This is a genomic window from Paenibacillus sp. DMB5 (assembly GCF_001517085.1).
Taxonomy (GTDB): Bacteria; Bacillota; Bacilli; order Paenibacillales; family Paenibacillaceae; genus Paenibacillus_AQ.
In genome coordinates, this window is sequence record NZ_LRAC01000166.1 from 1 (window position 1) to 18,846 (window position 18,846).

Genomic DNA, 18,846 nt, shown 5'->3' on the forward strand with positions numbered 1-18,846 from the left:
CCAATTCAAGGGCATTTTTCCCCTTCATTACACTCACCTGAGTGCCGCCCCCGTTTCTTACCCGTTCCTCACCTGAGCATCAGCCTTCCCCCCAACTTACAGGTCCTCCCCTAAGTATCCGCCACCCGCAACTTGCCGCAATTACCGTAATCCCCCCGTTACAATTCATTCCCTCTAACTCTCTTTCCGCCTCTTACCTATTCTGTTCATACCACCTCACCCTTACCCTCACTATGCCCATACGCTTGTCTTCCCCCGGAACACTAAAAAAGCGGCCCTCCAAAGGAGGGCCGCTATCTTGCCGTATATAAGCTTCATAAGGAGCTATATCAGTCACATCAGGTTGTCAGTTAGGAAAGTTTGCCGTAAGCCGGGTTCTGTGCTCGTCGTGGTTCATACGGGAACTACCCTCCCACCATAAGCGACAATCATCTATCTAGGCCGTACATTACTGCACGGCTCCAGCGACCAACCTAGACACGCCTCAGGCGAAGGCTGCCCTTCCGGTAAAGGAAGCGCTGTGTCTCATTAGGTCTTGCTCCAGATGGGGTTTACCAGGAACGAAGTCACCAGCGTTCCTCGGGGTCTCTTACACCTCGGTTCCATCCTTGCCTGTGCCGCCCGAAAGCGGCCATCGGCGGTCCATTTCTGTGGCACTATCCTTCGGCTCGCGCCGACTGGACGTTATCCAGCACCCTGCCTTGTGGAGCCCGGACTTTCCTCCCGCGGACAAGCCGCCGGCGATTGTCTGTCAAACTTCCCGAACAACATTGTATATTATACAGACTTGCACCAGTCAGCACAAGTGTAAATAAAGGGATTTTACATGAATTTGAACGGCTCTGTGCCGATATCCGAAGCATAGACTGCCGTATCGTATTTATGCTCGGTCAGCTTGCCGGACATCCACTCGGCTACCTTAACCTTCATAATTTTCTCGGCATTATGGCCCGGGTCAATAAGCGTAATGCCGGCCAGGTAGGCGTCCTGTGCGGTATGGTAATCAATGTCACCCGTTACCAGCACATCTGCCCCTTTAAAAATAGCGCTGTTATAATACTTGGCCCCCGAGCCGCCCATAACAGCAGCCTTACGGATCTTCCGGTTCAAGTCCCCTACGACCCGGACATGCTCCACGTCCAGTCCCTTTTTGACCGTTTCGATGAATTCGCCGAGCGTTACAGGCTCCTTGAGTTTGCCTACCCGGCCCAGACCGAAGCTGCGGCCCTTAAGGTCCATGGAATAGAGGTCGTATGCCACTTCTTCATAAGGATGAGCTTTCAGCATCGCTTGGACTACCTTATTCCGCACAGACAAAGGCACAATCGTTTCGATGCGGATTTCTTCGGCGCGCTCCATCTTCCCGGCTTCTCCAATATAAGGATCCGAGCCCTCACGCGGAACAAAAGTACCGTAGCCCTCAATGTTGAAGCTGCAGTGACTGTAGTTGCCGATCCAGCCCGCACCTGCGTTCAGGATCGCATCCAGTACCTTCTGATGGTGATCTTTAGGCACAAACACAACCAGCTTGGACAGCTGATCCGTGTGAATGTCCTTGATCGGTGCACCATTTTCGATACCCAGCGCTTCAGCCATCCAGTCATTCATTCCGCCTTCAGCAACATCAAGATTGGTATGGCTGATATAGACGGCGATATCGTTCTTGATCAGCTTTTCGTAGAGCTTACCCATAGGAGTGTCAGTCTGGATTCCTTTGATCGGCCGGAAAATAATCGCATGATGCGCAATGATTAGGTTGCAGCCCTTGGCAATCGCTTCGTCCACAACCTCATCGTTCACATCCAGGGCAACCAGCACGCCGGTAATATCCTTCTGCAGGCTGCCAAGCTGCAGGCCCACATTGTCCCATTCCTCAGCCAGATGCTTCGGGGCAAGCTGCTCCATGTAACTGATTACAGTCTGTCCTTTGGCAAACATTCCAGCACCTCCGAAATTTTCTTGATCTGCGCCCGGATTGCAGTCCGCTTCTCTTCTGCCGATTCCAGCTCAGAACGGGACAGTGAAGACAGTATCCCTTCAAGCTTGGCGATCTCCCCCTGCCACTTGGCAAAGAACACCGCATTCGGCTTCTCCAGGAGCCAAGGCCCCATCTGCAGAAGAGTCTCCTTATTTAATACAACACCGCCCGGCAGCACACGCTCAAGGTACAGCTGCTCATTTGTCAGCCCGAAGGATTGTCCCTCCGGCAGTGCAGTGAGCACTTCATACGTTTTGCCGTCTTCTTCGAGAATATGCTCGGTGGTGACCACCCAGCCGTTATTCAGCAGCCAGCGGCGCAGAATATCCTCGCCGACGTTCGGCTGCAGCGCCAGGGTTTTGACCCCCTCCAGCTTGCCGAGCACACGGCCGCGTTCAAGAATAGCGGCGATCAGAGATCCCCCCATGCCGGCGATCGAGATACAGTCCGCTTCGCCCGGTTCCAGGACTTCAAGGCCGTCGCCGCGCCGCACAGCAATTCGGGCGCCCAGTCCGGCTTCCGCAACGCCTTTGCGTGCTGCTTCATACGGGCCCGGGTTTACTTCACCGGCAATTGCAGAGACTGCTTTGCCGCTCTCAACGGCAGCTACAGGAAGCAGGGCATGATCGGAGCCGATATCGGCAAGCCTGCTTCCCTCCGGCACCTGTTCCAGCAGAAGCTGCAGCCGGTCTGATAATTTTACTTTGTTCATGATGCCACCCACGTTATCCATTTTTTTCGGAAAATAAACAGCAGAGCCAGCCCCGCCGCTATCTTCACAATCAATAAAAGCGAAACCCAGTCCGGAAAGCCCTGTCTAAGCCACAGCGCATCAACCTCCGGCATTAACCACAGTGAAACCCCGACTCCCAGATAGACCCCTGACACGCCGCTGACCTTGTGATAGAGCAGCCAGCTTAACCACACCATAAGCACACAGAGCGGAAGCCAGAGCAGCTCCAGCTCCAGCATGGATGCTTCCGGACGCATCTGCCCCGAGAATCCGGCATAGAGCAGTGCCCAAAAGGCAATCCCGCAGTAGTGGAGCAGCCCGATCCGAAGAGTGAATCCGAGCACACTCCAGAGCAGCCCGCAGCCGGCAATCAGCACAGGCCGCCAGAAATCAGGATCAAGACCATGCAGCACAATCATCCACAGGCCAAAACCCATTGTCAGCACGCTGCCGACCCCGGCCAGCAGAAGACTGATCGTCTGGTTCCGGTCCCGGTATATAGCAGAATAACCGTAACAGACGACCAGTACACAGAGTGCCGTGGCAATTTGCAAAGGCCAGGGAAAAACGCTAAAATAAAGACTAATCATGAAAATCAAGGAAATTATTCCAAAACCAAACAACCATATTTTGATGCTTCCCTGCTGCAGATTTTGCAAGGATACCGGATTGCTGTCTTTGATTTTATCCTCGTCATTATAGAGATTGGTCAGGAAATCACAGTATTGCTCCGGCAGCAGCTTGCTTCTTCTCCAGTATTGAATCTCTTTGATAATGGTCTCACGTTTTTCCAGATTCAACGTCTGATCCCTCATTTCCCCCTGGTGCTTAGGCTGTATTAAGCGCAAAGGACCCCCTGCCGCCGTGCAGCAGAAGGTCCGGGTATAGTACAACTATTCGAGGAAATCCTTGAGCCGTTTGCTGCGGCTCGGATGACGCAGCTTGCGCAGCGCCTTGGCTTCAATCTGACGAATCCGCTCACGGGTTACGCCAAATACCTTGCCTACTTCCTCAAGTGTTCTTGTCCGTCCGTCATCCAGACCGAAACGGAGTCTGAGTACGTTCTCTTCACGCTCAGTGAGCGTGTCCAGCACATCCTCCAGCTGTTCCTTCAGCAGCTCATAGGCAGCTGCATCCGCAGGGGCCAGAGCCTCCTGATCCTCGATGAAATCGCCCAGATGCGAGTCATCCTCTTCCCCGATAGGCGTTTCCAGCGATACCGGCTCCTGGGCAATCTTCATGATTTCTCTGACCTTCTCGACAGTCAGCTCCATCTCAGCGGCAATTTCCTCCGGCGACGGCTCGCGTCCCAGTTCCTGCAGCAGCTGGCGGGATACACGGATCAGCTTGTTGATCGTTTCCACCATATGCACCGGAATACGGATAGTACGGGCCTGGTCGGCAATCGCACGGGTGATCGCCTGACGGATCCACCATGTAGCATAGGTACTGAATTTGAAGCCTTTGTTGTGGTCGAACTTCTCGACCGCTTTGATCAGACCCATATTACCCTCCTGGATCAGATCCAGGAACAGCATGCCGCGTCCGACATAACGTTTGGCGATACTTACAACGAGACGCAGGTTAGCTTCAGCCAGGCGGCGTTTGGCTTCTTCGTCACCATTTTTGATCCGCATAGCCAGCTCGACTTCATCATCAGCCGACAGCAGGGGCACACGGCCGATTTCCTTCAGATACATCCGGACAGGGTCATTGATCTTGATACCCGGCGGAAGCGACAAATCATCGTCAAAGCTGAAGTCATCATTGTCGTTGCCGTCACTGTCATCCCCTTGCCGGAGCGGAGAGCCTTCATCCTCGTTATCATTAACCACTTCAATTCCGTGATCGCTGAGCTGCTCGTAGAACTCCTCCATCTGCTCGGGGTCCTGATCAAACGGCGACAGTTTCTCCATAATATCTTTGTAGTTCAGTGATGATCTTTTTTTACCTTGTTCAATAAGCTGGTCCTTAACCTGATCCAGAGTAAATTCTGCTTCCAGTTCAGTATGCTGATCGTTCGCCATAATTCGACTCCCTCCTCCCTAGGTACATCCTGTCAGTTCCTCATTGTCTCTCTAGGGTTATAATCTCACTTGCTATTTGTGCCGCACGCAAAAAGTCGCCGGATTTCTCCGCTTGAATCATCTCTTCACGCTTCTGCTCCATCTTGCGCTGTATAGGGTATTTCCTCACTTCACGGATACAGTCATCCAGAACCTGCGTGTTCCAGTCCGGAGGGGTGTCCATCATGGATATCGCTGTAGCGGTTTTCTCCAGACGGTCATCCTGAAGCGATGATAGAAACCGGCTGATGCCGGGTGGTTTGCCTTGCGCGTAATAGGCATATAGATAAGCAGCAATTGCCGCATGATCATCGATGTTGAACTCTTCTCCGAGGCGTTCGCCCACATAAGCGGCTGCTTCCGGGTCCTGAATCATTAGAGACAGCAGTCTCCGTTCCGCAGCATGATAAGCTGGCAGTAAAGTGGGTGTCTGCACCTGCCCTTTTTTATGCCTACCATTATTCCACCTTTTGTCGTTATTATCCCCTTCGGGCATGTTTTTTTGCATAGACGCCCGGAGTAAATTACAGTCCTGCTTCAGGCTGTCATAGGACAGCTCCAGCTCAGAGGATATTTCCCGCAAATATACTTCCCGCTCGGTCGAGGAATGCAGGGTGGCGATAATCTGCAGCGCCTCCTTGACATAGGCAATTTTGCCGTCTTCCTCTAGGAGTATATGGTTTTTTTTCAGATATATAAGCTTAAATTTTATGGCTGAGACCGCGGAATCGATGATCCGCTCCATGAAGCTCTCCGCGCCGTGACGGGAGATAAATTCATCAGGGTCCATTCCGCCCGGCAGTACGGCCACTTTAACCCGCAGCCCGCTTTCCTCCAGCATCGGGATTGCTTTCAGCGCTGCAGCTTGTCCTGCCTTGTCACCGTCATAGGAGAGAACAATCTCATCCGCCAGACTTTTCATTAGCGCCACATGGCTTTCCGTCAGTGACGTGCCCATAGTGGCAACACCGTTATGCACCCCTGCTTCCCAGGCCGAAATGACATCGCCGTATCCTTCAAACAGGACAATTTGCCGCATTTTGCGGATAGATGCTTTGGACTGGTGCAGATTGTACAGAATCCGGCTTTTGTTAAATATTCTGCTCTCCGCAGAATTCAGGTATTTCGGCTGTCCGTCCCCGAGGATTCTTCCGGCAAAAGCTACCACCTTGCCCGTCCGGTTCGCTATCGGAAAGATGATGCGCCCGCGGAAACGGTCAATATAGCCCTTCCCTTCACCTCTGGCAGACAGCAGCCCGCCTTTTTCCATTTCGGCAAGATCAAACCCGCGCTTCTCCAGAAATTGCAGCAGTGTATCCCAGCGGTCCGGGGCAAAACCGATCTGGAACTGGTCAATCATTTTGTCGCTGAAGTTCCGGGATCTTAAATAGTTCATCGCGGCTGTGCCGTATTCCGTGTTCTTCAGCAGAAAATGATAAAACTTCGCCGACAATTCATAGGCTGAAAGCAGCCGGTCCCGCTCAGGATCAGGGGGAGATAACGGTCCGCCCTTGCCCTCGGGAATTGCAATATCACTTTCTTCAGCCATTATTCTGACTGCTTCGGGGAAGGATAGTCCTTCGATTTCCATCCTGAATTTGATGGCATTTCCGCCCATACCGCAGCCAAAGCAATGAAATACTCCCCGGTCGGGGGTTACTGTGAAGGAAGGGGATTTCTCCGAGTGGAACGGGCAGAGGCCCCATAAATATTTCCCCTGCTTGGTCAGATGGACAACTTTGCCGACAGTTTCGACAATATCATGCCGCGCCAGCACGCTCTCGATAACTTCTTCCGGAATATTACCGTGTCCGCTTGCCACTTTTAGCCACCTTCATCTCTTAACAAATAAATATAATTCGCTATTGCTGCACATTCTCCTGCAAAAGTGTTAAAAGTTTTGTCAGTTTATGTTGAAAAAGAATTTTTTCTTCGGCCGTGATCGCCTTAGGCCCTTTGGAATAGTGCCCGCGCCGGCGTTCCACCGCTCTGGCATGCCTGCCTTCCAGCATAAAATCCATCTTGGAATCCTCATACTCCTGCCCGCGGTTCGACAGCACTCTGCAGCGTTTGCCAAGCGCCAGCGCAGCCAGGCCGTAGTCCTGGGTGATAACGATATCCCCGGCAGCAATATGATTGGCGATGTAAAGATCGGCACTGTCTGCTCCGCGGTCAACCTGAACCACTGTAACCCCTTCATCGGCCTGAAGCACATGGTCGTAAGAAGAAACCATCAGCACTGGAATTTCAAAGGCACGGGCACAAGCCGTAATCTCTTTTTTCACCGGACAAGCATCCCCGTCGACAACAATTTTCCTTCCGCGGGGCTTTTCCATGGCCATCACCAGATTCCTGTGTAATATATATACGCTTTACGCAAACCGAAATCCTTCTTTCGATAAAGCATAAATACGGAACGGATGTCAACTTACGCATTGGCACCGTTCCGTATATTTATACCCCAAAGCATCGATCTATACCATAGTTCACACAAAATCACAACTTTTTCAGGGCTGCTGCCCAAAAACCGGTGAGTGCTTCCTATAACAAAGCTCTATTTGCGCCAAGCCGCTCCTGTATCCGGCAGGGTAATTACCACACCAGCTTGCTGAAATCGGCAAAGACTCTGGAGTCTGCATCCACCCCTGCCAATAGCGCAAGACGGTTTGTGCGGATCTGCTCGTCCTCGGCCATAACCATTACGGAATCGAAGAAACCGGTAACGGCATCCTTCAAGCCGGACAGAATGCGCAGCGCTTCAGCAGCATTGCGGGCAGCAATGGCTTTCTGATATGGCGCATGAATACTCTGCCATGTCTCATACAGCTTGATTTCGGCTTCTTCCTTAAGCAGGGAAGGCTCGATAACAGTACCCTCTGCGGCTTTGGCAGCCAGATTGCTGACACGGGTCAAGGAATCCACGGTAACTTTAAAATCATCCTGAGTACTTACAGCTTCGGTAAGTGCCCGGCTTCTGCCGACAACATCAACGATGTCGTCAAAACCGGCAGCAGTTGCTGCTTCTACAACATCATAGCGGATATTGTCATCAGCCAGCAGGCGTTTTACACGCAGACCGAAGAACTCGTACAGGTTATTACGCAGTTCAGGGGCAAAATGTTTCTCTTTACGTAAATTTTCATGTACTTCCACGGCCGCTGCGAAAATTTCCTGCAAGGTGATGGACAGCTTATGCTCCAGGAGCATCTGCACAATACCTGCCGCCTGACGGCGCAGCGCGTAAGGGTCCTGAGAACCAGTCGGGATGATCCCGATGGAAAAGCTTCCGACAATTGTGTCGATTTTATCGGCAAGGCTGACAACCAGCCCCGCTTCGGTCGAAGGTACGCTGTCTCCGGCAAATCGCGGCTGGTAATGCTCAAAGATCCCTTTTGCCACATTCTCGGCTTCTCCGGCTTTGCGGGCGTAATCCTCACCCATTGTGCCCTGCAGCTCAGGGAATTCACCCACCATCTGGGTCACCAGATCGAACTTGCAGATATCGGCAGTACGGCTTACTTCAGCCGCTGCAGCTGCAGACAGTCCAAGCTTGGCGGCCAAAGAATCGGCAATGGCCCGGATTCTGCGCACTTTATCACCTACGCTGCCCAGCTCCACCTGATAAACAATGGTTTCCAGCTTGGCCAGTGCATCGCTGATCTGGAGCTTCTGGTCTTCTTCGTAAAAGAACTTGGCATCCGACAGGCGGGCGCGAAGAACCTTCTCGTTCCCTTTGGCAATCACATCAAGCGATTCTGCATTACCGTTACGCACGGTTACGAAGAACGGCAGCAGTTTGCCTGCGCTATCCAGAACAGGGAAGTAACGCTGATGCTCACGCATCGAAGTAATCAGCACATCCTGCGGAATGTCCAGGAAGGAAGGATCGAAGGTACCGAACAGCACAGTCGGAGTCTCGACCAGGAACAGTACCTCTTCCAGCAGGTCTTCCTTGATTGCGATCGTCCATTCTTTATCAGCAGCCAGCTTGTTGATCTGCTCCAGAATCAGCGCCTCGCGTTCCTTCACATCCACCAGCACATGCTGTGCCCGCAGTGCTTCAACATAATCAGAAGGCTGGGAAATGACAGCATCCGTACCCAGGAAACGGTGGCCGCGGCTAACATTGCCTGCTTTGACACCGGTGATTTCCAGATTCACAATTTCAGTGCCGAACAACGCTACCAGCCAGCGGATCGGACGGACAAATTTGAAATCATAGGCGCCCCAGCGCATATTTTTTGGGAAAGTCATCGCATTCACGATTCCGGTAAGTCCCTCAGCAAGCAGGGAGGAGGTCTCAACGCCGTCGCTGTTTTTGGTCACATAGATGTATTCAACGCCCGCCAGCTCCTTGAATGTGAACTGCTCAGGATCTACACCCTGGCTGCGGGCAAAACCAAGCGCCGCCTTGCTCCAGTCACCGTTAGCATCAAGTGCGATTTTGCGGGAAGGGCCCTTTACCTCTTCACTGACATCGGACTGCTTCTCTGCAGCTTCTTTTACCAGTACAGCCAGTCTGCGCGGTGTCGCATAAGCCGTTACTCCGCTGTGTTCAATACGTGAAGCTTCCAGCCATTTGGCTGTTCTGTCCTGCAGCTGCTCCATCGCCGCCCGGATAAAGCGGGCCGGAATTTCCTCAAGTCCGATCTCGAACAAAATATCTTTAGACATGCTCAGCACCTTCTTTCTTCAGCAGCGGGAAGCCCAGCTTCTCGCGTTCCTCCATATAGGTCGCAGCCACGGTACGGGCCAGATTACGCACTCTTGTAATAAAGCCGGTCCGTTCCGTCACACTGATCGCTCCGCGCGCATCCAAAAGGTTGAAGGTATGCGAGCATTTCAGCACATAATCATAGGCCGGGAATACCAGATGGTTCTCCATGGCTCTGCGTGCTTCCTGTTCGTAGGTGTTAAACAGGTTGAACAGCATCTGCACATCAGACACTTCAAAGGTATACGTGGAATGCTCAACCTCAGGCTGATGGAAAACGTCACCGTAAGTCACGCCGTCCACCCACTCCAGATCGAACACATTTTCCTTCTCCTGGATGTAGGAAGCCAGACGCTCCATACCGTAGGTAATTTCTACCGCTACCGGACTGGTTTCGATTCCGCCGACCTGCTGGAAATAAGTAAACTGCGTGATTTCCATTCCGTCCAGCCATACTTCCCAGCCAAGGCCCGCGCAGCCCAGCGACGGATTCTCCCAGTTATCTTCTACAAAGCGGATGTCATGCAAAAGCGGGTCTACGCCCAGCGCCTTCAGACTGTCCAGATACAGCTCCTGGATGTTGTCCGGTGAAGGCTTGATGATAACCTGGAACTGGTGATGCTGGTACAGACGGTTCGGGTTCTCGCCGTAGCGGCCGTCCGACGGGCGGCGGGAAGGCTCCACATAAGCTACCTTCCAAGGCTCGGGTCCCAGTGAACGCAAGAACGTCATCGGGTTCATCGTTCCGGCCCCTTTTTCCGTATCGTACGGGTTAACGAGAATACAGTTCTGCTCTGCCCAGAACTGCTGCAGCGTCAAAATCATCTGCTGAAAGTTCATACTACCGACTCCTTCGCTTTACAAGTGTATTGGCATCGCTGCCGTGAAGCATCTTACTGTGCCGCGATGGAGGCGGTTTTCTTCTATGCTGCAGGCGTTACAAGCGCCTGCATGCAAAAAGCTCCCGCCCCCATGCCTGATATCCAGACATAGGGACGAGAGCTTGACATATACTCCCGCGGTTCCACCCTACTTGATTACGCCTTGCATTGCCGGCTGCTGCTATCTGCACCGCTGCAACACGAATTGACGAAATCCACTTTTCATTCTGCCGTTTCCGCACTCCCGGGTGCCCTGTTCATGAACCATGCGCTGCCGGGCTTCCACTCTCCCCGGCTCGCTTAAGCGGCATCTTGTCCATTACTTTCCCGATCACTGCACGTCTCTGAGACTTCAGAGTAATACACGGCTGTAAAATTAAAAAGAAACTGTTCCCATAGTAACGGAAATTTCGGGATTCGTCAAATATCGTATTTATCAAGCTGGTCCAGAAAGCCCTGTGACTTCAATTTCAGCCCGAGCTGGGCATCCATGAAGGCGCGCATAATCTTTTTCAGCTCGCCGCGGGTAGCTTCCTTGACATCGACATTGCCGAGGCGTGTCAGATCCAGGGCCGCAAACAGCCGCAGGAGCTTCAGGGCACGCGGAGAGATTTCCATCGCCGGGGGATCGTTGTGCCTGCAGCTTCGGCATAACACACCGCCGAGCCGCGGGCTGATCCGCAGCTCTTCAGCAGGCTTCTCCAGTCCGCAGGCGATACACTGGTCAAGCTCCGGCCCGTACCCTGCAGCCTGCAGTATTTTCATCTCAAACACATTAATAATGATGCCGGGTTCCTTGTCTTCCTCCAGTGCACTGAGACATGCCGACAGCTGGCGGAACCAGAAGCTGCCGGTCTCCTCATCATGCAATACACGGTCAAGCAGCTCGCAGGCATATGAAGCATACGCCGCTTTAATCAAGTCTGTCCGTAACGCGTGACGGGACTGTATGATCTCACCCGCATTCAGAGTTCCCAGTCCCCCGTTGTTACGGAAAAATACAAATTCCCCGGTTGTAAACAGCTGGATCAGCGCAGCATGACGGCTCTTGACCTTTTTCGCGCCGCGGACGAGAACTCCTACTTTACCGGCGTTCTCGGTGCAAATCGTAATGATGGCGTTCCCTTCGCCGTAATCCATACTGCGGATGACGATCCCTTCCACCCTGTGTAGCATGCCTCTTCCCCCAACCATCCGGCAAGCAACCAGTCTTTACTCAGCTTCTTCATCAAGAACCTGCACTTCCTCCGCAGACAGCGGTCCGCCTGATTCCAGCGGATCTCCGGCTTGCCTGTACAGCAGATATGCATCGACATCTCCAGTCATTGCAAAATACTTCCACGAAAAGTCTCGCATTCGTATTCATCCTTTCTTCGGAAACACGATGTCTCTTCAGAAATAGGATGTGCGCTGAGCGGAGGTTTATCCTTGCAATTCCTGCCAGAAAGCAGCGGAGCCAGGCTTTAAACGTCCTTGTGGAAGCCCAGATCGCGCAGAACGCGGTCCTGGTTGCGCCAGTCTTTTTTCACTTTTACCCATAGCTCCAGGAAAATCTTCGATCCCAGCAGGTTCTCGATATCGGTGCGGGCCCGTCTGCCGACTTCCTTCAGCATGGCCCCCTGCTTGCCGATTATAATCCCCTTTTGCGAATCGCGCTCAACAAAAATAACCGCACTGATATGCACCACGCCGTTAGATTCAACACGCATATCCTCAATGCCTACCGCAATGGAATGCGGAACCTCTTCGCGCGTCATGTGCAGAATTTTCTCGCGGATCAGCTCGGCACAGACGAACTGCTCAGGATGGTCCGTTACCTGATCCTCCGGATAATACTGCGGCCCTTCCGGCAGGTATTTGGATATCTGCTCCAGCAGCGTATTGACGTTGCTGCCCAGCTTGGCGGAAATCGGAACAATCTCGGCAAACGTGTGCAGCTTGTTGTATTCCGTAATCAGCGGAAGCAGCGCTTCGGCTCGATTTTGTCGATCTTGTTCATGACCAGAATTACCGGAGTCTTGACCTCTTTCAGCTGTTCCGCGATGAAACGGTCACCCCCGCCCATCCCTTCCGAAGCATCTACCAGGAACAGCACCGCTTCCACCTCATGAAGTGTGCTTAGCGCAGTCATGTTCATGTAGTCGCCCAGCTTGGACTGTCTTTTATGAATACCCGGCGTGTCCAGGAACACGATCTGCGAATTGTTCGCCGTATACACCCCGTGGATTTTGTTGCGCGTCGTCTGCGGCTTGTCCGACATGATGGCGATTTTCTGGCCGATCACCTGGTTCATGAGCGTCGATTTGCCAACATTCGGTCTGCCGATAATGGCGACAAACCCTGATTTGAATTTCATATGATCTTCCCTTCGGTGGTGAAAAATTAATTTAAAATGTGTTTTTATTTTAAAGCTATTTGAGCTTAAAACCTTAATCAAAAACTCAAAAACTTTAGGTAAAGACTTTAGATCAAAGACTTTTTCAATCCCCCTAAATCCCCCTTAGCCAAGGGGGGACCCCAAGGGCCCCGGCCCTCTGGACACCCGGAAATGGGCGTGTGAGTGGTTGACGGTGCTTCGAGCAGACTTTTGATCTAATGAGCGCTTTCGTTCCCTGCGGGAACACGCTGGACGGCGGCGCTCGGGGTGGCGCGTGAGTAACTGTGCGCTTGTAGCGGACAGTTAGTGCAATGAGCGCTTTCGTTCCCTGCGGGAACACGCTGGACGGCGGTGTTCGGATGTTAGTTAACTAACAAATCTTAATCCTTCCACCTCAACTCACGACCTCCCAAGGGGGCTGGCGCTCTGGAAATCTGTAGTTTGGGCGTTTAGGCGTGTGAGCGGCACTCGGCGCAGGGAGCGAACAGATGGTGCACGGAGTGTGATCGCTCTTCCTGCAGAACACGCTGGACGGCGGCGCTCGGGATGTTAGTTAACTAACCAGTCTTTCAGACCACTCATCCCTACCTACAGGGAGCCCCAGCGGCTCGAAGATACGACATAATAGTTAACTAACGCAGTCGCTTATACGCTCTTTTTCTTAGGCTTGAGGTTATAGCGCTGGGTCCACGCCAACGGAGGCTTTAGTTGTATTTTGTACAATTATTTCAGCCTGAACCGGCTGTTTTCCTGATTTAGCTGTATTTTGTGCAGTTATTTTTGGCTATTTGAGCGTTTTGGGCACAAAAACCCCAAAATTGTTGCACAAACTGCAGTTATTTTCAGCTGCGGGCAAATATAGCCAGGTTTAAGTGTACAAAGTGCAGCTATTCTCAGTTGTCGGCAACTATAGCCAAGTTTAGTTGTACAAAACGCAACTAAGCAAAATATCAGCAGATCTGCCAGCAGCAAATGGACAAACGAGATCGTACAGACAACAACCGTTCAGGCTACAACCTCAACACAGCAAACCAGGCCCTGCCAATAACCGGCCAACCAACAACAGACCAGTCTACTCCGGTGCCTGCCCCTGCTCCAGATCAGCCGTCGTAAACGCGCCGGGCAGCAGATCACGTACGGTGGTTTCGACGATGTCGCCCTTCAGGTTGCCGAGGATTACCTTCATATCAGGTCCGCACAGCTCGACCATTACCTGACGGCAGACGCCGCAAGGAGATACTGGACCGTCTGTGTCTGCAACAACGGCAATCGCCTTAAAGGTTCCAGGTTTATGCCCGTCGGCAATAGCGCGGAACAAGGCGGTACGTTCACCGCAGTTTGTCGGGCCGTAAGCAGCATTTTCGATATTGCAGCCGCGGTGGACATGGCCGTCCTGATCCAGCAGCGCAGCACCGACGCCGAAACGGGAATACGGTATATAGGCATTGGCTCTGGCCTTGATCGCTTCCTGAAGAAGTTGAGCAGATTCCATAGTGGCCCTCCTAAAAGTTTTGTCAGCATATGCTACCTGAGTGACTTCGCACAAAACTATCTTCGTAAGCATTCACTTAGTTTGTTTAGCATCTTCTTCACGGCTTTACTTCGGCAAACTTACTTCGTAAGCATGTACCCAAGTTTGTTCAACGTATACTAGCTGGATGAATCGTCCAAAGCTATCTTCGCAAGCGTTCCGCATATACTCCATGAGTTGACCACGTACAAAACTCCGCGTAAGCATTGCTGAGTTCTCAGCCGATTCTACATCTTTTCACTTCAGCAAACTTGCTGTACAGCATTTACTCCATTCGTGAGCAACGATAATTGCCAGTTTACACACCATTAGATTCCGGCAATCCTGCATGAATGCTGTAAAGCCGCTTAATAGAAGATGGCGGAGGGCACAAATGCCGGTCCGCCTTCCCCGTTCTGCTGAATTTGTAAACTGATTATGACATAAACCCGGTGATCCAGTCCATTACCGGGTGATAAAAAACGTAGATTCCCACAATAACGGCAAAAACCGCCGTAAGCAGCACAGCTCCTGCGGCGGTATCTTTGGCAGTCTTGGCCAGGGGATGAATATCCGGCGACACCAGATCAATCGTCGCTTCAATCGCTGTGTTCAGCAGTTCTGTACTCAGTACAAGCGTTATTGCCAGCAGCAGCAGCATCCAGCTTGAAGGCGGCAGTCTGAAAAACGCCGCAGCGGCAAGCACCGCCACAGCCAGCACGCTGTGCACCTTCATATTCAGCTCAGATTTGAACGCAGCGGCGATGCCCTGCGCAGCAAACCGGAATGAATGCCAGAATTTTTTGTGGCCCACCGCCGTATTCTTGACCATTAGCGGGTCAGCCCTACCTGTGCCAATACCTGCTCCTGCTTGGACATCATTTCAGCCTCAGATTCCGCATCCTGATGGTCGTAGCCCAGCAAATGCAGGAAGCCGTGAACGAACAGGAAGCCAAGCTCCCGCTCCAGGGAATGGCCGTATTCTTCCGCCTGCTCCTTAGCGCGGGTAACAGAGATAATAATATCCCCCAGCGAGTTCGGAACCTCCCCGTATTCTTCAGCCTCTTCAGACGCATATATAATCTCCGGCTCATCTTCCCCGGCCTCGTTCATGGCAAAGGACAGCACATCCGTCGGACGGTCGATACCCCGGTATTCGCGGTTCAGCTCGTGAATGCGGTCGTTATCAACAAAGGTAAGGTCTACCTCACCCTTGTCAAGCCCTTCAGCGGCACCCGCTTTTTGCAGAATACTGTCCAGGAGCGTGATCAGCGCGTCCGTAATTTCATATTCTTCCTGCTCGTTATTCCAATTGATGGCTAGACTCATGTTGTAGCCGCTCCTTCCTCTTTCTTCGGTTTCTTCACTTCTTCAGGATATTCGATCCGCGAGTGAAAAATCCCCATGACCGTCTCTTTGAGCGTCCGGGCAATGATGTCCAGCTCCTTGATCGTCAAGTCACATTCATCAAACTGGTGGTCATCCAGCCTGCTCTTAATAATTTTTTCAATCATCGTCTCTACCTGAACTACAGTTGGCTTGCGGAGTGAGCGGACCGCTGCTTCCACACTGTCGGCGATCCCGACCACGGCCGCTTCCTTGGACTGCGCTTTGGGCCCCGGATAACGGAAATCCTCTTCTGTAAAATCAGGCGTAACGCCCTTTTCCTCCGCTATCTTCAGCGCCTTATGATAAAAATAATGGAGGAACGTCGTGCCGTGATGCTGCTCGGCAATGTCGCGGATCGGCTTGGGCAGCTTGTACTCCTTCTGCATCTCCACCCCGTCCCGGGCGTGCGCTACAATGATGGACTTGCTGAGTGCCGGCTCAATCGAATCATGCGGATTCTCCATATTGTTCTGGTTCTCAATGAAATAAAATGGCCGCTTCGTCTTGCCGATGTCGTGATAGTAGGAGCCTACCCGGCAGAGCAGCCCGTCTGCACCAATCGCCTCTGCCGCCGCTTCCGACAGATTGCCGACCATTACGCTGTGATGATAGGTTCCCGGCGTCTCCGTCAGCAGCTTGCGCAGCAGCGGATGATTCGGGTTGGACAGCTCAACCAGCTTCAGCGCCGACAGGATACCGAAGGTAGCTTCGAAGAACGGCATCAGCCCGATGACAAGCACCGCTGTCAGCAGACCGCCGGCAAAAGCAAACCCGACCGAATATAAGGTCTGTGTATCATTCCAGACTCCGCCTCCAAGGAGCTTCAGCATAAAGACGGTCACTGTACCGAATAAGGAGACCATAATCCCGCCTTTGAGGAGCGTGGAACGCTGGCCTGCGCGGTGGGTGGCAAAGATCGCTACATACGATACCACGAGCGCAAAGAAGCCGAAGGTAAAATCAAATACCGTGTTCTGCTGCACGTTCAGAATAATGCTGGCGAGTACACTGAACAGGATCGAGCAAAAGTACGCCAGAGTCATATCCAGCAGCATGGCAATCAGCATCGCCCCAATCGCGACCGGAGCCAGGAATCCGACATAATAGCGGACATCGGTCTGCAGGAAGGCAGCCAGCCTCATCGTGATAATAGTGATGATAAAGACGAGCACCAGCATCAGAAGCTGCGAATTATTGTACTTGAACCCTGATCCGCCTGTGCCTCCGGAATAACGGATGAACACCATCAGCCCTGCCGAGAGCATTACCGACAGCAGCAGCAGGCCGAATTGCGGCCAGTAGTTAACCTCGTTGCTGAGCAGCCCGTTCTCATCCAGGAGCGTGTACAGCTCAGGCGTGATGACATCACCCTTGGCAACAAGCACATCGCCCTGCTCAATGAACACATCCGGCGTATTCTCGCGGGCTTCAACCTTCGCTTCCTTGGTAGCTTCCTCGTCAAAAAATTTATTAGGCATTATAACCAGCCGGACCAGCTCCTGAGTCACCTCACGGGCTGTCCGCTGGCTGAGGGAGCTGACGCTGACCTGCTCCGCCACCTTCGCACGGGCGGTCTGGGCGTCAACAATCTGGTCATTCATCAGCTTGATGACAATTTCCCGGGCAACCTGCTTCATTTCGATAATATCCTGGGAGGTGAGCCGCGGAATTTTGATATAGGTCTCTTCCGGAATAGTGTAGGCCTGTTCAGCAATGCCGGACTGGATCTCCTCCAGGAGCGTATCTGAATATGTACCGGCGCTGCGGCTGGAATTGATAAAGCTCTGTACAAAATCATTGGCCCGCTGCGGGATAACATCCTTGTAAATGCCGATTTTATCGCTTTGCGAGATTAGATCATCCTGATTCAGGCTGTCAATCCGGTCGAGCAGCAGGGTAATGAGACTGTCCGCCCTGATCGGTATAATTGCATATTTGTTCTGTACAGCCTCCGCCGCAGCTTCCTGGGCCTTCAGCTTCGCCTTGTTGTCAAGAATCTGCTTGGGGGCCGTAATCTCCTTGGCGCTCGTCGTATTCACTTTGATGTCATAGCGTTTCGGCAGCAGGTCGGATGAGAGGCTGAAGTAGAAGACCAGCCCCAGGAACAGGAAAAGAGCATAGCGCGTTGCCGCGCTATACTTCCATCCGGTATTGCTGTATACGAATCCGCTTAGTTTCGATGGTTGCTTTGAAGCCATGAGGACAGTCCCCTTTGTTAGTCGAGGTTTTCGGCAGAGCGGTCATAGGCTACGATAATTTTCTGCACCAGAGAATGTCTTACTACATCCTGTTCTGCAAAATATACAAACCCGATTTCCTCAATACCGGATAAAATCGCCTTAGCTTCGATCAATCCCGATTTTTTGCCGCGCGGCAGGTCAATCTGTGTAACGTCACCGGTGATGACCATCTTGGAGCCGAAGCCAAGCCGGGTCAGAAACATCTTCATCTGCTCCGGAGTCGTATTCTGGGCTTCATCCAGGATAATAAAAGAATCATCCAGCGTACGTCCGCGCATATAGGCAAGCGGTGCAATCTCAATCAGTCCCCGCTCCAGCGCCTTGGCAACCTGGTCCGGCCCCATAACGTCGTATAGGGCATCGTAGAGCGGACGCAGGTACGGATCAACCTTCTCCTGCAGATCGCCCGGCAGAAAGCCCAGGCTTTCACCAGCTTCAACAGCAGGCCGGGTAAGCACGATCCGCTTCACGGAGCCCTCCTTGAGGGCAGCGACGGCGAGCACAACAGCGAGGTAGGTTTTCCCCGTTCCCGCAGGCCCGATGCCGAAGACGATGTCGCGTTTCTTAATCGTGGTCACATAATGCTTCTGGCCGATGGTTTTGACGCGGATCGGCTTACCGCGGAACGTAGTCGTAATTTCGCCTTTGAACAGGTCCAGCAGCTGATCAGAGCGGAACTCCTTGGCCAGCTCCACTGCATACTGGACATCGCGCTCGCTGAGAATGTAACCGCTGCGGATCAGGGACAGCAGCACATTGAACAGCTGCTCCAGCATGTCCACCTCACGCTCTGCCCCGCGTATTGTAATTTCTGCTTCACGCGAGTCAATCACTGCCGGAATTTCACTTTCAACGATTTTCAGAAATCCATCCTGCGGGCCGAACAGGGATTGCGCTTCTCCCGCATTTTGCAAAGATATACGAATGCTTGCAGTCTGTTCTGACAAGTAGCCTCATT

Annotated in this window: 15 protein-coding genes, 1 other RNA gene and 1 pseudogene; all 17 read right to left on the bottom strand. The window is 52.5% G+C overall.

Annotated elements, in window-relative coordinates; translation table 11 throughout:
- Positions 1–351: 351 nt before the first annotated feature.
- Positions 352–760: RNase P RNA component class A (gene rnpB / locus AWJ19_RS30840), an RNA gene on the bottom strand.
- A 62-nt stretch (positions 761–822) separates the two neighbouring features.
- Positions 823–1,938 (bottom strand): Nif3-like dinuclear metal center hexameric protein, encoded by a 1,116-nt coding sequence (locus AWJ19_RS30845; protein WP_068729280.1) that lies wholly within the window; start codon positions 1,936–1,938, stop codon positions 823–825.
- Positions 1,914–2,690 (bottom strand): class I SAM-dependent methyltransferase, encoded by a 777-nt coding sequence (locus AWJ19_RS30850; RefSeq protein WP_068729282.1) that lies wholly within the window; start codon positions 2,688–2,690, stop codon positions 1,914–1,916. Before AWJ19_RS30850 ends, AWJ19_RS30845 begins: the two co-directional genes overlap by 25 nt.
- On the bottom strand, positions 2,687–3,511 hold the full coding sequence (locus AWJ19_RS30855) for a hypothetical protein (protein WP_128083736.1): 825 nt from the start codon (positions 3,509–3,511) through the stop codon (positions 2,687–2,689). The genes AWJ19_RS30850 and AWJ19_RS30855 overlap by 4 nt, the downstream gene beginning before the upstream one ends.
- 93 nt (positions 3,512–3,604) lie before the next feature.
- Positions 3,605–4,738, bottom strand: a complete 1,134-nt coding sequence (rpoD, locus tag AWJ19_RS30860) for an RNA polymerase sigma factor RpoD (RefSeq protein ID WP_068729286.1) — start codon at positions 4,736–4,738, stop codon at positions 3,605–3,607.
- Between the two features lie 40 nt (positions 4,739–4,778).
- Positions 4,779–6,599 (bottom strand): DNA primase, encoded by a 1,821-nt coding sequence (dnaG, locus tag AWJ19_RS30865; RefSeq protein WP_068729288.1) that lies wholly within the window; start codon positions 6,597–6,599, stop codon positions 4,779–4,781.
- Between the two features lie 40 nt (positions 6,600–6,639).
- Positions 6,640–7,119, bottom strand: a complete 480-nt coding sequence (locus AWJ19_RS30870) for a DUF188 domain-containing protein (RefSeq protein ID WP_068729290.1) — start codon at positions 7,117–7,119, stop codon at positions 6,640–6,642.
- Between the two features lie 250 nt (positions 7,120–7,369).
- Positions 7,370–9,451 carry a glycine--tRNA ligase subunit beta gene (gene glyS / locus AWJ19_RS30875; RefSeq protein ID WP_068729292.1) on the bottom strand — a complete coding sequence of 694 codons (2,082 nt, stop codon included), beginning with the start codon at positions 9,449–9,451 and terminating at the stop codon, positions 7,370–7,372.
- Complete coding sequence (gene glyQ / locus AWJ19_RS30880) at positions 9,444–10,331, bottom strand: glycine--tRNA ligase subunit alpha (RefSeq protein WP_068729294.1); 888 nt, start codon at positions 10,329–10,331, stop codon at positions 9,444–9,446. Before glyQ ends, glyS begins: the two co-directional genes overlap by 8 nt.
- 461 nt (positions 10,332–10,792) lie before the next feature.
- Positions 10,793–11,548 (bottom strand): DNA repair protein RecO, encoded by a 756-nt coding sequence (gene recO, locus AWJ19_RS30885; RefSeq protein WP_068729296.1) that lies wholly within the window; start codon positions 11,546–11,548, stop codon positions 10,793–10,795.
- Positions 11,549–11,584: 36 nt separating this feature from the next.
- The gene (locus AWJ19_RS34470) at positions 11,585–11,728 is read right to left on the bottom strand and encodes a YqzL family protein (RefSeq protein ID WP_082708224.1); all 144 of its coding nucleotides are present in this window, start codon (positions 11,726–11,728) and stop codon (positions 11,585–11,587) included.
- 107 nt (positions 11,729–11,835) lie between these two features.
- Positions 11,836–12,728: pseudogene (gene era / locus AWJ19_RS30890) on the bottom strand (GTPase Era).
- Positions 12,729–13,821: 1,093 nt separating this feature from the next.
- Positions 13,822–14,241, bottom strand: coding sequence for a cytidine deaminase (locus AWJ19_RS30895; protein ID WP_068729298.1), 420 nt, complete (start codon positions 14,239–14,241; stop codon positions 13,822–13,824).
- 454 nt (positions 14,242–14,695) lie between these two features.
- Positions 14,696–15,091: a diacylglycerol kinase family protein gene (locus AWJ19_RS30900; protein ID WP_068729300.1), complete on the bottom strand. Its 396-nt coding sequence runs from the start codon at positions 15,089–15,091 to the stop codon at positions 14,696–14,698.
- Positions 15,091–15,588 carry an rRNA maturation RNase YbeY gene (ybeY, locus tag AWJ19_RS30905; protein WP_068729302.1) on the bottom strand — a complete coding sequence of 166 codons (498 nt, stop codon included), beginning with the start codon at positions 15,586–15,588 and terminating at the stop codon, positions 15,091–15,093. The genes AWJ19_RS30900 and ybeY overlap by 1 nt, the downstream gene beginning before the upstream one ends.
- Entirely contained in the window at positions 15,585–17,846 is a 2,262-nt protein-coding gene (locus tag AWJ19_RS30910) for an HDIG domain-containing metalloprotein (protein WP_068729304.1), read from the bottom strand. The genes ybeY and AWJ19_RS30910 overlap by 4 nt, the downstream gene beginning before the upstream one ends.
- A gap of 17 nt (positions 17,847–17,863) precedes the next feature.
- The gene (locus tag AWJ19_RS30915) at positions 17,864–18,835 is read right to left on the bottom strand and encodes a PhoH family protein (protein WP_068729306.1); all 972 of its coding nucleotides are present in this window, start codon (positions 18,833–18,835) and stop codon (positions 17,864–17,866) included.
- Positions 18,836–18,846 lie beyond the last annotated feature (11 nt).

What these genes read in the sequence shown, in the direction of transcription:
- AWJ19_RS30845 (WP_068729280.1), bottom strand. Translation starts at nt 1,938, where the DNA reads ATGTTTGCCAAAGGACAGACTGTAATCAGTTACATGGAGCAGCTTGCC.
- AWJ19_RS30850 (WP_068729282.1), bottom strand. Translation starts at nt 2,690, where the DNA reads ATGAACAAAGTAAAATTATCAGACCGGCTGCAGCTTCTGCTGGAACAG.
- rpoD (WP_068729286.1), bottom strand. Translation starts at nt 4,738, where the DNA reads ATGGCGAACGATCAGCATACTGAACTGGAAGCAGAATTTACTCTGGAT.
- AWJ19_RS30870 (WP_068729290.1), bottom strand. Translation starts at nt 7,119, where the DNA reads ATGGCCATGGAAAAGCCCCGCGGAAGGAAAATTGTTGTCGACGGGGAT.
- glyS (WP_068729292.1), bottom strand. Translation starts at nt 9,451, where the DNA reads ATGTCTAAAGATATTTTGTTCGAGATCGGACTTGAGGAAATTCCGGCC.
- glyQ (WP_068729294.1), bottom strand. Translation starts at nt 10,331, where the DNA reads ATGAACTTTCAGCAGATGATTTTGACGCTGCAGCAGTTCTGGGCAGAG.
- recO (WP_068729296.1), bottom strand. Translation starts at nt 11,548, where the DNA reads ATGCTACACAGGGTGGAAGGGATCGTCATCCGCAGTATGGATTACGGC.
- AWJ19_RS34470 (WP_082708224.1), bottom strand. Translation starts at nt 11,728, where the DNA reads ATGCGAGACTTTTCGTGGAAGTATTTTGCAATGACTGGAGATGTCGAT.
- AWJ19_RS30895 (WP_068729298.1), bottom strand. Translation starts at nt 14,241, where the DNA reads ATGGAATCTGCTCAACTTCTTCAGGAAGCGATCAAGGCCAGAGCCAAT.
- AWJ19_RS30900 (WP_068729300.1), bottom strand. Translation starts at nt 15,091, where the DNA reads ATGGTCAAGAATACGGCGGTGGGCCACAAAAAATTCTGGCATTCATTC.
- ybeY (WP_068729302.1), bottom strand. Translation starts at nt 15,588, where the DNA reads ATGAGTCTAGCCATCAATTGGAATAACGAGCAGGAAGAATATGAAATT.
- AWJ19_RS30910 (WP_068729304.1), bottom strand. Translation starts at nt 17,846, where the DNA reads ATGGCTTCAAAGCAACCATCGAAACTAAGCGGATTCGTATACAGCAAT.